The sequence below is a fragment of the Niveispirillum sp. GW835-FHT14G11 genome (assembly GCF_058793615.1).
Genome location: NZ_JBXAFZ010000001.1, coordinates 691,148 through 702,945 on the forward strand (window position 1 = coordinate 691,148; position 11,798 = coordinate 702,945).

Annotated in this window: 11 protein-coding genes; 6 read left to right on the forward strand and 5 right to left on the reverse strand. The window is 66.1% G+C overall.

The annotated features are described in order from the left end of the window. Positions 1–152: 152 nt before the first annotated feature. Positions 153–1,874, forward strand: a complete 1,722-nt coding sequence (locus AC1Q7F_RS03350; RefSeq protein WP_492503780.1) for a methyl-accepting chemotaxis protein — start codon at positions 153–155, stop codon at positions 1,872–1,874. Positions 1,875–2,209: 335 nt separating this feature from the next. Continuing rightward, a complete protein-coding gene (locus AC1Q7F_RS03355) occupies positions 2,210–2,833 on the forward strand; it encodes a hypothetical protein (RefSeq protein ID WP_492503782.1) in 624 nt (207 codons plus the stop codon). Between the two features lie 124 nt (positions 2,834–2,957). On the opposite strand, the gene AC1Q7F_RS03360 is transcribed toward AC1Q7F_RS03355, so the two are convergent. Further along, the gene (locus tag AC1Q7F_RS03360; protein ID WP_492503784.1) at positions 2,958–3,635 is read right to left on the reverse strand and encodes an orotate phosphoribosyltransferase; all 678 of its coding nucleotides are present in this window, start codon (positions 3,633–3,635) and stop codon (positions 2,958–2,960) included. Positions 3,636–3,714: 79 nt separating this feature from the next. Next, positions 3,715–4,767 carry a dihydroorotase gene (pyrC, locus tag AC1Q7F_RS03365; protein WP_492503785.1) on the reverse strand — a complete coding sequence of 351 codons (1,053 nt, stop codon included), beginning with the start codon at positions 4,765–4,767 and terminating at the stop codon, positions 3,715–3,717. Positions 4,768–4,988: 221 nt separating this feature from the next. On the opposite strand from pyrC, the gene AC1Q7F_RS03370 reads away from it, so the two are divergent. Beyond that, positions 4,989–5,801, forward strand: a complete 813-nt coding sequence (locus AC1Q7F_RS03370; RefSeq protein WP_492503787.1) for a substrate-binding periplasmic protein — start codon at positions 4,989–4,991, stop codon at positions 5,799–5,801. A gap of 109 nt (positions 5,802–5,910) precedes the next feature. After that, a complete protein-coding gene (locus AC1Q7F_RS03375) occupies positions 5,911–6,384 on the forward strand; it encodes an OsmC family protein (protein WP_492503789.1) in 474 nt (157 codons plus the stop codon). Here the strand turns inward: AC1Q7F_RS03375 and AC1Q7F_RS03380 are convergent. Then, positions 6,374–7,045, reverse strand: a complete 672-nt coding sequence (locus AC1Q7F_RS03380) for a sensor histidine kinase (protein ID WP_492503791.1) — start codon at positions 7,043–7,045, stop codon at positions 6,374–6,376. The genes AC1Q7F_RS03375 and AC1Q7F_RS03380 overlap by 11 nt on opposite strands. Before the next feature lie 85 nt (positions 7,046–7,130). Here AC1Q7F_RS03380 and AC1Q7F_RS03385 point away from each other — a divergent pair, with 85 nt between their 5' ends. Continuing rightward, positions 7,131–7,745: a LysE family translocator gene (locus tag AC1Q7F_RS03385; RefSeq protein WP_492503793.1), complete on the forward strand. Its 615-nt coding sequence runs from the start codon at positions 7,131–7,133 to the stop codon at positions 7,743–7,745. A 106-nt stretch (positions 7,746–7,851) separates the two neighbouring features. On the opposite strand, the gene AC1Q7F_RS03390 is transcribed toward AC1Q7F_RS03385, so the two are convergent. Next, positions 7,852–8,817 (reverse strand): NAD(P)H-dependent flavin oxidoreductase, encoded by a 966-nt coding sequence (locus AC1Q7F_RS03390; protein WP_492503795.1) that lies wholly within the window; start codon positions 8,815–8,817, stop codon positions 7,852–7,854. Between the two features lie 186 nt (positions 8,818–9,003). Between AC1Q7F_RS03390 and AC1Q7F_RS03395 the strand changes: the two genes are divergently transcribed. After that, positions 9,004–9,969 (forward strand): pseudouridine-5'-phosphate glycosidase, encoded by a 966-nt coding sequence (locus tag AC1Q7F_RS03395; RefSeq protein ID WP_492503797.1) that lies wholly within the window; start codon positions 9,004–9,006, stop codon positions 9,967–9,969. Between the two features lie 217 nt (positions 9,970–10,186). Here AC1Q7F_RS03395 and malQ read toward each other — a convergent pair whose 3' ends face one another. Next, positions 10,187–11,764: a 4-alpha-glucanotransferase gene (gene malQ, locus AC1Q7F_RS03400; RefSeq protein ID WP_492503799.1), complete on the reverse strand. Its 1,578-nt coding sequence runs from the start codon at positions 11,762–11,764 to the stop codon at positions 10,187–10,189. Between the last annotated feature and the right edge of the window lie 34 nt (positions 11,765–11,798).

The following is an 11,798-nucleotide window of genomic DNA, read 5'->3' on the forward strand; positions in this document are numbered from 1 at the left end:
TGTATTGGTTAACGGGCCCTGTTCGCCGGGTTCGGTAATGTGCCGTTAAAAATGTACGGCACGGTCGTTCGGGAATGTAGTTTTTCGCTTGTGCGGAATTTGCGGTTGGTCAAAGTCACGCGTGCGGTAAAGGACAGGAGAGGTTCAGCGAGATGAGCACTATCAATCGGACCATGCGCCCGGCCGGCAAGGCTGCGCCTGCTGCTGCCGGTTCCGCCGGCGGGCTGGGTGGCCTTTTCGGCAACTGGTCCATCAGTCGCAAGATCACCTTTTCGATCGCCGTGCCGGTCATCATCGGCCTGGGTGCCGTGATCGGGCTCAGCGCCTCGTCGATGAGCGACGCGATGCTGGACCTGTCGCAACGGTCTGAAAGCCAGGTCACGGAGATGATGGCGGCCCAGATGGCCGCCGCCGTGCGCTTCAAGAATTCCGATGCCGTGGCCGACAGCTATGCCGACCTCGCCACCGCCAAGGGCACCAGTCTGGCCGCCGTGAAGGTGGTGGACGCCGATGGTGAGGTGCTGAACGAGTACCCGACCAAGGAAAAGCCGCTGCCTGCCGGCATGCAGGGCTTCGATTTCACCAAGGCCAAAGTCGACAAGACCGTGGCCGAGGTCAAGGTGCAGGATCTGGGTGATTTCCTGATCGCCCAGGCGCCCGTCCGTGCCGGTGCCAACCGCGATCAGGTGGGTACGCTGACCGTGGCCTGGAGCCGGGCCAACGTGCAATCCTCCATCTCCACCGCCGTGATGGGCAACCTGCTGATCGCCGTGGTCGTGCTGGCGGTGCTGATCGGCCTGCTGGTGTTCATGCTGCACAAGATCGTCGGTGCGCCGTTGAAGGACATGCAGTCCGCCATGTCCAAGCTGGCCGGCGGCGACCTCAGCGTGGCCATTTCCGGGCTGGGCCGTGGGGACGAGATCGGTGCCATGGCGCAGTCGGTGCAGGTCTTCAAGGACAACGCCCTTGAGGTCGAGAACCTGCGTCGCCGCCAGGAAGAGGCCGAGCGTCAGGCCGCTGTGGAGAAGAAGGCCTCCATGGAGAAGCTGGCGTCCGACTTCGAGAATTCGGTGAAGGGCGTGGTGGCCGAGCTGTCGGGTGCCTCCAGTCAGGTGCAGTCCACCGCCGAGGGCCTGTCCGCATCGGCCGAGGAAAGCCGTGCGCAGACCAGCGCCGTTGCCGCCGCGACCCAGCAGGCGTCTGCCAACGTGCAGTCGGTGGCCAGCGCCACCGAGGAACTGGCCGGCTCGCTCGCCGAGATCTCCAATCAGGTCAACACCTCGGCCCGCATCGCGCGGGATGCCGCCAAGACGGCCGAGAAGACCAACGGCACCGTGCAGTCGCTGGCCCAGCGGGCCCAGTCGATCGGCGATGTGGTGAAGCTGATCAGCGACATTGCCAGCCAGACCAACCTGCTGGCGCTGAACGCCACGATCGAGGCGGCGCGCGCCGGTGAAGCCGGCAAGGGCTTCGCCGTCGTGGCCTCGGAAGTGAAGTCGCTGGCCAATCAGACGGCCAAGGCCACCGAAGAGATCGCCAGCCAGATCACCACGATGCAGGACGCCACCAAGGAGGCCGTCGACGCCATCGTCATCATCAGCCGTACCATCGCGGAGATCAACGACATCTCCGAAATGGTCGCCGGTGCTGTCGAGGAGCAGGACGCCGCCACCAAGGAGATTGCCCGCAACGTGCAGCAGGCCTCGATGGGCACGATGGAAGTCACCCGCAATATCGAGAGCCTGGAGCAGGTCGCACATCAGACCGGTTCCTCGGCCACCGACATGCTGGGCGCCGCCCGTAACATGGCCCGCCAGTCCGGCGAGCTGGGCAACACCGTGGACCGTTTCCTGGCCCAGGTGCGTAGCGCCTAAGGTAAAGGGTGCGTAGCGCCTAATGTAACGGGTGCCCAGCACCCAAGGTGTAAAGGGTGCGCAGCGCCTATCCAGGGCTGTTTATGTCCTGTCTTACCGCAAGCCCCCGTCCATCCGGACGGGGGCTTTGCGTTTCCAGGGATATGCTGTTTGCGATCCCTGTTTGGGACCCTGGGGCTGCGGGTACCGGGGTGAGGGCAGGGATCGGTGGAACCCGATTGCGGCCCGCTTCTCCTGGCGGCCGGCAAGAAGGGGCCAACCAGGCCTGGAGAAGGCCCGTCCGACTTGCTAGAATTGGTTAACCAATGGTGATGCCGACAGGGATGCCTGGGAAGATGCGGCTGGCTTTGATCGGGATATTGCTGCTGACGGCAACCCTTCCGGCGTCGGCCTTTCCCTGGCAGGAGGATGGGGCTGTTGCGGCCGCCACCTCTGGCCGGGCGGAGGACAATCCGCGCATCGGCACCATCATGCACGATCTGGCTGCGGAACTGGCGGCCGATCCCGCGATGCTGGCGGCCCTGCGCCGGGTCAGCCGCGACAATGACAGCGTGTCGATCGACACCATCATCCAGCGCGACGTTGCCTGGCGGCTGCAGGCCAAGCGGGGTCGGGGGGCGCTGCTGGATATGGTGATGGGCGGTACCCTGTCGCAGCGTCTGGCGCTGATGCGGTTCCCGCGCCAGGCGGTACTATCCGATCTGATGCTGACGGATGATCGCGGCCTGCTGGCCGGCGCCACCCGCATTTCCAGCGATTACGACCAGTCGGATGAGGCCAAATACATGGTCCCCAGCACCACCGCCCCCGGCATGGTGCATGTGGAAAGCGCCGCCTATGACGAATCCGCCGACGATTATGTCGTGTTGGCCAGCATCCTGCTGGTCGATCCGGGTGACGGAAGGCAGCTGGGCGTGCTTTGTGCCAACTTCAATCTGGCCGCCTTGCAGCGGGACTAGTGTCTATCAGGCGCTTTCAGAAGCAGCTGATAGACACTAAGCCTTTGGTTTATCGTGTGATTGTTTCAAATGATTTCATTTGCAACAATCACACTCTAGGGGCGGGAGTTCCGCCCCCGCCAGATCAGCCCTTCGCCTCGTTGCCGCCATTGCTGGCCGACCAGGCTTCCGGCGCGTGCAGGAACTTCTCCACCTCGCCCAGCGTGTGGGCATCGAAATAATTGCCCTCGCGCGCCGTGCGCAGCACGTCCCACCAGGTGGCCAGGGCGTGCAGCTTCACGCCCATCTCGGCCATGGTCGTTTCCGACTGCGGGAAGATGCCGTAATGGAAGACCACCCAGATATGCTCGACGGTGGCGCCGGCATCGCGCAGCGCATTGACGAAATTGATCTTCGATCCGCCCTCGCTGGCCAGATCCTCGACCAGCAGCACGCGCTGACCTTCCAGCAGCTGACCCTCGATCTGGGCATTGCGGCCGAAGCCCTTGGGCTTCTTGCGGACATACAGCATGGGCAGGTCCAGCGCGTCCGACACGAAGGCGGCATAGGGGATGCCCGCCGTCTCCCCACCCGCCACGGCGTCGAACGCCTCAAACCCGGCCTCGCGGCACAGCTGGTCCTTGGCCGCATTGATCAGGAAGCGCCGCGCGCGTGGGAAGCTGATCAGCTTGCGGCAATCGATATAGACGGGGCTGGCGCGGCCGGAGGTGAAAATGAACGGCTTTTCCGCATTGAACAGGACCGACTTGGTCTCGATCAGGATACGGGCCGTCTGGGTGGCGGCGGTGGCGGCGTCGATCATGGCATTTCCCTGCGCTAAGGGTGTGGAAGGCGTAGGTCAGGTCGAGCCGGAGGCGAGCCCTGACGATCAGTGGCAAGGCTCAAACGAGGCGCCAGTCGAGGCGCTCGCCGGACCGGAAGGGCAGGACAGCGTTCTTGCCATCGACATCCAGGATGTCGGGCACGATCAGACCGCTCTTTTCCAGCGTGATGGTGTCGGCATTAGGTTCCAGCCCGTAATAGGCGGGGCCGTTCAGGCTGGTGAAGGCCTCCAGCCGGTCCAGGGCCGCTTCCTCGTCGAACACCTGGGTATACAGCTCCACCGCCGTGGCGGCGGTATAGATGCCGGCGCAGCCACACGCCGTCTCCTTGGCGCCGATCGGGTGCGGGGCGCTGTCGGTGCCGAAGAAGAACCAGGGTTCGCCTGACGTCGCGGCCGCGCGCAGGGCCAGCCGATGCGTCTCGCGCTTGGCGATGGGCAGGCAATAGAGATGCGGGCGGATGCCGCCGGCGAAGATGTTCGATCGGTTGATCATCAGGTGGTGGGCGGTGATGGTGGCGGCCAGCTTGCCCGATGGACCATGCTTGCGGACGACATCCACGCCCTCGGCCGTGGTGATGTGCTCCAGCACGATCTTCAGGTCGGGATGGCGCGTCATGATCTGCGGCAGCACGGTGTCGATGAACACGGCCTCGCGATCGAAGATATCGACCTTCTGGTCCGTCACCTCCCCATGCACCAGCAGCGGCAGCCCGATCCTGGCCATGCGGTCCAGGCAGGGGGCGACCTTGTCCAGGTCGGTGACGCCATGGGCGGAATTGGTGGTGGCATGCGCGGGATACATCTTCACGGCGGTGAAGATGCCGGCCTTCCTGCCGGCTTCCAGATCGTCCGGATCGGTGCCGTCGGTCAGATAGGCGGTCATCAACGGCTGGAACCGGCTGCCGGCGGGCAGGGCGCCGACGATCTCGGCGCGATAGGTTTCGGCCTGCGCGGCGGTGATGACGGGGGGCACCAAGTTGGGCATGACGATGGCCCGGCCCAGTTGCGCCGCCGAATGCCCCAGCACGGCGCGCAGCATGGCACCGGTGCGCAGATGCAGGTGCCAGTCGTCCGGGCGGCGGATGGTCAGGCGTTGCGGGTTCTGGGTCATGCGCGTCGGGTCCTTGGGGCCAAGTGAGCGATGTCTAGGGCCAAAGCCGCGCCGGCTCAAGCGTCGCTGCGGAAGCCCGGGTTTGCGCGCGGGGCGGGTGGGCCGGCGATGGACATTGACCGGCCCTTTGAAGGGGGCATAGGCTGCTTCATCGGCCTTTACGGGCCTCCAGCGGACAGCCTTTGTTGACGCGTGCTTCCCGCCGCCCCTTGCGGCCTCTCATGACCGCCTTTCTGGCGGTGGCGCTAATGCTGCCGGCCCATGGCGCCGGGGCCGGGGCCGGGGTGGGGGATAACCCGGTTGCCGCCAGCGCCTTCAATAATGTCAGCATCGTCTGCGGTCCCTTGCCCTTCGTCTCCGACGGGGCGGATTGCGGGTTTGGCATCGGGGCGGAACTGGCGCGAGCGGCCTGCGCCAAGGCCGGGCTGACCTGCAGCTTCCAGCAATTCCCCTGGCCCCGCGCCCAGAAAGAGGTGGAGATGCGCCAGGCCGACATCCTGGTCGGCCCGTTCCGCACCCCGGAACGCGAAGCCTGGATGGAATTCAGCCGGGAGCATTTCTATGTCGACCAGATGTGGCTGTTCTGCCCGGTCCCTGCCGACGGCGGGCCCATGCCGGCGGAGGAGGGAATTGTCCATATCGGGGTCCCGCTGGGCTGGGTCGTGGGTGGTGGGCTGGCCCAGCGGCCCGGCATCACACTGGAACAGGTGCGCACGGCCGATATCGCCCTGAATCTGGTCCTGTCCGGCCGGCTGGATGCCGCGGCTTTGCATGCCCGCGCCGTGGCCCGGTTCCAGGATGAGCATCCCGGCGCCCGGTTCCTGCCCTTGGGGCGGCCCTTGTCGGTGCAGCGCTCCTATATGGGCTTTTCCAAGCCGTTTGCTGACACGCTGGAACGCCGCATGTTCGAGATGGCGTACGAGTCGCTGCTGGCGGACAATATCTACGCCGAGATTCTGGCCCGCAACAAACCCTTCCCGGAGATGCGGACAGAAGTTGCCGCGAGGGGCCATCAGTTCCCGCCGGTACAGTAGTGCCAAGCCCGTTCGGCGCGGTGCTGACCGGCGCAATCGCCCCCTCCGCCCCGTTCGAACCCGGCCTAGGATGCACACCGTTGATCCATAGCGGAGGATGTCAGCGATCATGTCCGACAAGGAACATCACTATCCCGTCACCATCACCTGGACCGGTAACCAGGGTACGGGCACCAGCGCCTACCGCGCCTATAGCCGCGACCACCTGATCAATGCCGGCGGCAAGCCGGCGATCCCCGGTTCGTCCGACCCGTCCTTCCGCGGCGATCCCGCCCGCTGGAACCCGGAGGAGCTGCTGGTCGCCTCGCTGTCGGCCTGTCACAAGCTCTGGTATCTGGGCCTGTGCGCCGGGGCCGGCATCGTGGTGACGGCATACGAGGATCGGGCCGAAGGCTGGATGGTGGAGGAGGCGGGTGGGGCCGGCCAGTTCACCCGCGTCCTGCTGCGTCCCCGCGTCACCCTGGCGCCGGGTGCGGACCTGGAAAAGGCCGCCCATCTGCACCACACGGCACACGAGATGTGCTTCATCGCCCGGTCGGTGAAATTCCCTGTGGACGCAGAGCCCGAATTCGTCAGCGGCTGAAGCCGACCCTCACCACCAGCCCCTTGGCCCCACCCAGCACCAGCTGATGGCCCAGCCTGTGGGCGATCTGGTGGCAGAGCGCTAGGCCCAGCCCCAGGCCGCGCAGCGCGATGCCGGAACGTTCCAGCCGCCCGCCGGGTTCCAGCACCAGGGCCCGGTCGGCGGGCTGGATGCCCGGTCCATCATCGGCCACGAGCAGTGTCGGCCAACCGGCGCGGCGCACACCGATTAGCACGCGGCGGCCGGGTGTGGCATGGATCAGGGCATTATCGATCAGGGCGCGCAGCATCCGGTCCAGCATCACCGGATCGGTTTGAACCGACAGGCTGGTCGGCACCAGCCGGATCTGCTTGCCCGCCTTCGCGGCCTTCTGCGCCATCTCCCCCGTCACGCGCGCCAGCAGGGGGCCCAGCGGCACCGTCTCCGCCTTGATCCGGGCCGTGCCGGCTCCCAAGGCCGCCAGGGTCAGCACCTGGTCCATCTGGGCGGCACCCATCTCCAGCGCTTCCTCCAGCCGGTCGGCCAGTTCGACCTGCTTGGGTTCCACCAGCTTCATCTGCAGAAGGTTCAAGAACAGGCGCATGGCCTGGAACGGCTGGCGCAGGTCATGCCCGACGGAGGACAGCAGGCGGATCGGGTCGATGGGGGCGGGGGCGGTCATGGACGGATGGTCTTCCTGTTCCGGTCCCTCGACAAACCCGCGTCGCCATGGCTTGCTGGCGGGGTGCGGATCGGGGGAGGTGACGATGCTTGAAAACTGGCTTGCTTTCACGGTGGCGTCCACGGTGCTCTTGGTGATACCCGGACCGACCGTGCTGCTTGTCGTCTCCTATGCCCTTGGTCAGGGGTGGCGGGCGGCCCTGCCCATGGCCATCGGCGTGGCGCTGGGCGATTTTACCGCCATGACCCTGTCCATGCTGGGCATTGGCGCCCTGCTGGCCACATCGGCCACCCTGTTTACTGTGGTGAAATGGGCGGGTGCCGCTTATCTGGTCTGGATGGGGGTGAAGCTGTGGCGGGCTGGCGGCACCCTGGCGGCCCAGCCGGTGACCACCCGGTCGCGGGCCCTGCGCATGGTGGCCCATGCCTGGCTGGTCACGGCGCTGAATCCCAAGAGCCTGACCTTCTTCCTGGCCTTCCTACCGCAATTCATCCGGCCGGAAGCGGATTTCCTGACCCAGGTACTGCTGTTCGAAGCGACGTTCCTGGTGCTAGCCTTCCTGAACGCCTTTGCCTATGCCGCCCTGGCGGCGCGGTCGCGGGCCCTGCTGGGCAGCCCCCGCGCCCTGCGGCTGGTGAACCGCACCGGCGGTACCATGCTGATCGGCGCCGGGGTCGCGGCGGTGACGGTGAAAACCTGAAGACGGCTTTCCTGCCGATGCGGGATTCTCCTCGTGTGTGCAGAGCTACTCCATTTCCGTCATCCCGGCTAAAGCCGGGGTGACGAGGAGAGGGGCGCTCCGAATCTCACGCGAACGCCGCCGGCTTGGCGGCGGCCGCCCTGTATTCCGCCTTCATGCGCGCCACCAGCTCCGCCACCGGGGGCGCGTCATGGATGGTGCCGATGCCCTGGCCGGCGGACCAGATATCCTTCCAGGCCTTCTTCTTCGACCAATCCTCGATCGACAGGTTGGGATCGGCGGCGCCGCCGGAAATGGCGTTCACGTCGATGCCGTTGGCGGCGACGCTGGGGCCCAGATAATTGCCGGGAATGCCGCTGAACATCGGCGTATAGACGATGTCGGCGGCGGCATGGTCGATAATCATCTGCTTATATTCCGCCGGGGCATTGCCCTCCGCCGTGGCGATGAAGCGGGTGCCGACATAGGCGAAATCGGCCCCCAGCACCTCCGCCGCGCGCACCTGAGCACCGGACGAGATGGCGCCGGCCAGCACGATAGCCCCGTCGAAGAATTCCCGCACCTCCGACAACAGCGCGAAGGGAGAGGTAGTGCCTGCATGGCCGCCGGCCCCGGCCGCCACCAGGATCAGGCCGTCCACCCCCGCCTCCACCGCCTTCCGGGCGTGGCGGATATTGGTGACGTCATGGAAGACCAGACCGCCATAGGAATGGATGGCATCGACGATGCCGACCGGCGCGCCGACCGAGGTGATGGCCAGCGGCACCTTATGCTTGACCAGCAATTCCACATCGCCCTGAAGGCGGGAGTTCGACCGATGGACGATCAGGTTCACGCCGAAGGGTGCCACCGGCTTGTCCGGATTGGCGGCGGCATCATCCGCCAGTTCGGCGGTGATCCGGCCCAGCCATTCGTCCAGCTGTTCGGGCGTGCGGGCGTTCAGGCTGGGGAAGGTGCCGACGATCCCGGCCTTGCATTCGGCCAGCACCAGGTCGGGATAGCTGACGATGAACATCGGCGAGGCGATGACGGGCAGCGACAATTTTCCCTGGAACAGGCTGGGGATCGGCATCTTCGGTCATTCCTCTCAGGTAGGCGCCTTGGGCGCGATTGTTTCCCGTTGCTTTTTAGCACGCTCGTTCGCCCCCTGCCAGAACCCCGGTGGCGGGCGCATGGCCGCTCCCGCTTCGGTCGGCGTTGCGTCGGGCGGGGCGGGCGTTGCATTCTCCGCGCGACTTGAAATCCAAGGGCCGGATCCATGCAGGACTTCCTCTCCATCCATCCGCAAGTGACGGCGGCGCTGAAGGCCGGCAAGGCCGTCGTGGCGCTGGAATCGACCGTGATCAGCCACGGTCTGCCCTATCCCGCCAATGTGGAGACGGCGAACGCGCTGGAGGCCGCCATCCGGGCGGAAGGGGCGGTACCCGCCACCATCGCCGTGCTGGATGGCCGCATCCGCGTCGGCTTGGATGCCGAGGATATCGAACGTCTGGCCCAGCCGGGCGTGCGCAAGGTCAGCCGCCGCGACTTGGCCCTCGCCCTGGCCCAGGGTGCCGATGGCGCCACGACGGTGGCCGCCACCATGATCGGCGCCGCGCTGGCCGGCATCTCCGTCTTCGCCACCGGTGGCATCGGCGGCGTGCATCGCGGCGTGGAGACGACGCTGGACATTTCCGCCGATCTGGAGGAACTGGCCGCCACCGACGTGGCCGTGGTCTGCGCCGGGGCCAAGGCCATCCTGGACCTGCCCCGCACCCTGGAATATCTGGAAACCAAAGGTGTGCCGGTCCTCGGTTTCGGCACCGACCGGTTCCCCGCCTTCTATACCGCGGCCCTGCCGCTGCCGGTCGATGGCCGCTGCGATTCGGCCGATGAGGTGGCGCGGGTTCTGCGCGCCAAGTGGCAATTGGGCCTGGGCGGCGGTGTGGTTATCGGCGTACCGATCCCGGCCGATGCTGCCCTGGATGCCGAAGCGGTGGAGGCCGCCATCGCCCAGGCCGTGGGCGAGGCCCAGGCGCAGGATGTGCGCGGCAAGGCGCTGACGCCGTTCCTGCTGAAGCGCATGGAGGAACTGACCGGTGGCGCCAGCCTGACCGCCAACCGCGCGCTGCTGCTGAACAACGCCCAGGTCGGGGCCCGCATCGCGGTGGCCTATGCAAGGCAGAAGGGTGAGTTCGTGCTGCCCAAGAAGGTGGTCACGGCCAAGCGGCCGCCGGGTTATTGAGGGGAGGCGGGGGTGCCTTTGGGCACCTTCGTCATCACTTTCCCTGGCGTCACCCCGGCGAAAGCCGGGGCCCAGTGTAAGGCGCGGTCAGCGCCGATATAACCCTTATCGCGGCAGACGCCGCTCTACGCCTGGGCCCCGGCTTTCGCCGGGGTGACGGTGGTATTTGTTGGCACCCTTTGGCCCAAACCGACGCGGAAATTGTGCTTGAGGGCCATCACCCCGCCAACCGCCCCGCCGCCGCCGTCAGATCGCGCAGCCGTTCCGCATCCTCGTCCCGCCATTGCCCCGGCTTCAGGCGCCAGCCCCAGTTGCCGTCGGGCAGGCCGGGCACGTTCATGCGGCCGTCGGTGCCTAGGCCCAGTACGTCCTGTACCGGCGTGATGACCAGGTCAGAATTGACGCCCAGCGCGAACCGGATGAAATCCCAGTGCAGGTCGCGGCCGTCGGTATTCAGGTACGACCGGATGCGCTGTCCCAACTCCCCGTCCAGCCCGCCGCGCGAGGCGACCCAGCCCAGGATCGTGTCATTGTCATGCGTGCCGGTATAGAACACCGAATGGGCGGCATAGCGGTTGGGGTCATAGTTCCAGGGCTCAAAATGGTCGCCCCATTCAAATGGCAGCACCCGCATGCCGGGGAAGCCGAAATGGTCGCGCAACTGTTCCACCGCCGGCGTGATGACGCCCAGATCCTCGGCGATGATCGGCAGTTCCCCGAACTTGTCCTTCAATGACTGGAACAGTTCATAGCCCGGCGCCGGCACCCAGCTGCCATGGATGGCCGTTTCCTCATGCGCCGGGATTTCCCAATAGGACTCGAACCCCCGGAAATGGTCGATGCGGACCATATCGACGGTTTCCAGGGTCCGGGCTATGCGCCGGTGCCACCACGCAAAACCTTCGGCCCGGTGCGCGTCCCAGCGGTAGAGCGGGTTGCCCCAGCGCTGGCCCGTCGCGCTGAAATAATCGGGTGGCACGCCGGCCACGATGGTGGGCCGACCCGATCCGTCCAGTTCGAACAGGTCGCGGCGTGACCAGACATCGGCGCTGTCGCCCGCCACGAAGATCGGGATGTCGCCCATGATGCGGATGCCGCGTTCATTGGCGTCCTTCTTCAGTTTCATCCATTGCCGGAAGAACAGGAACTGCTGCACCTTCACCTTCTTGATATCGAAGGACAAGGTGTGCCGCGCCTCCCCGATGCCGATCGGGTCGCGCGTCGTGTACAGCACGTTCCAGTCCAGCCAGGCCCGTCCCTGGTGGCGTTCCTTCAGCACGGTATAGAGCGCGTAATCATCCAGCCATTCGGCATCGTTGCGCGCCCTGAACAGCTCGAAATCGCCCCATGCATCATCGCTGGACGGGCGCTTCAGGAAGTCGCCCGCCACGATGTCCAGGGCCGCCAGCTTGGTCGCCGCCACCCCGTCATAATCCACACGGGCCCCCTCGTTCCCCGGCAGCCTTTCCAACAGGCTGGCATCGGCGAAGCCATCGGCCACCAGATCGTCGAAGCTGATCAGCAGCGGGTTGCCCGCGAAGCTGGACAAGGCTGAATAGGGGCTGTTGCCCAGGCTGGTGGGGCCCAGCGGCAGGATCTGCCATACGCTCTGCCCCGCTGCCTGCACCTGTTCCAGGAAGGCACGAGCCCCGGGACCCATATCGCCGATGCCATGCCCGCCGGGCAGCGAGGTCGGGTGCAACAGAAGGCCGCTGGCGCGCTGGATGTTCATGGTCGGGCGGGTCTTTCCATGGGGCCGGAAGGGGCCGTGGGGCCCCATGATTTCGCATGCCATGTTGCATTGCAACAGTTGCGCGGAGGCACAACGC

Excerpts from the sequence above, each read along its gene's own strand:
- AC1Q7F_RS03360 (WP_492503784.1), bottom strand. The coding sequence starts at position 3,635 with ATGATCGACGCCGCCACCGCCGCCACCCAGACGGCCCGTATCCTGATC.
- pyrC (WP_492503785.1), bottom strand. The coding sequence starts at position 4,767 with ATGACCCAGAACCCGCAACGCCTGACCATCCGCCGCCCGGACGACTGG.
- AC1Q7F_RS03390 (WP_492503795.1), bottom strand. The coding sequence starts at position 8,817 with ATGCCGATCCCCAGCCTGTTCCAGGGAAAATTGTCGCTGCCCGTCATC.
- AC1Q7F_RS03385 (WP_492503793.1), top strand. The coding sequence starts at position 7,131 with ATGCTTGAAAACTGGCTTGCTTTCACGGTGGCGTCCACGGTGCTCTTG.
- malQ (WP_492503799.1), bottom strand. The coding sequence starts at position 11,764 with ATGGCATGCGAAATCATGGGGCCCCACGGCCCCTTCCGGCCCCATGGA.
- AC1Q7F_RS03395 (WP_492503797.1), top strand. The coding sequence starts at position 9,004 with ATGCAGGACTTCCTCTCCATCCATCCGCAAGTGACGGCGGCGCTGAAG.
- AC1Q7F_RS03380 (WP_492503791.1), bottom strand. The coding sequence starts at position 7,045 with ATGACCGCCCCCGCCCCCATCGACCCGATCCGCCTGCTGTCCTCCGTC.
- AC1Q7F_RS03375 (WP_492503789.1), top strand. The coding sequence starts at position 5,911 with ATGTCCGACAAGGAACATCACTATCCCGTCACCATCACCTGGACCGGT.
- AC1Q7F_RS03370 (WP_492503787.1), top strand. The coding sequence starts at position 4,989 with ATGACCGCCTTTCTGGCGGTGGCGCTAATGCTGCCGGCCCATGGCGCC.
- AC1Q7F_RS03355 (WP_492503782.1), top strand. The coding sequence starts at position 2,210 with ATGCGGCTGGCTTTGATCGGGATATTGCTGCTGACGGCAACCCTTCCG.
- AC1Q7F_RS03350 (WP_492503780.1), top strand. The coding sequence starts at position 153 with ATGAGCACTATCAATCGGACCATGCGCCCGGCCGGCAAGGCTGCGCCT.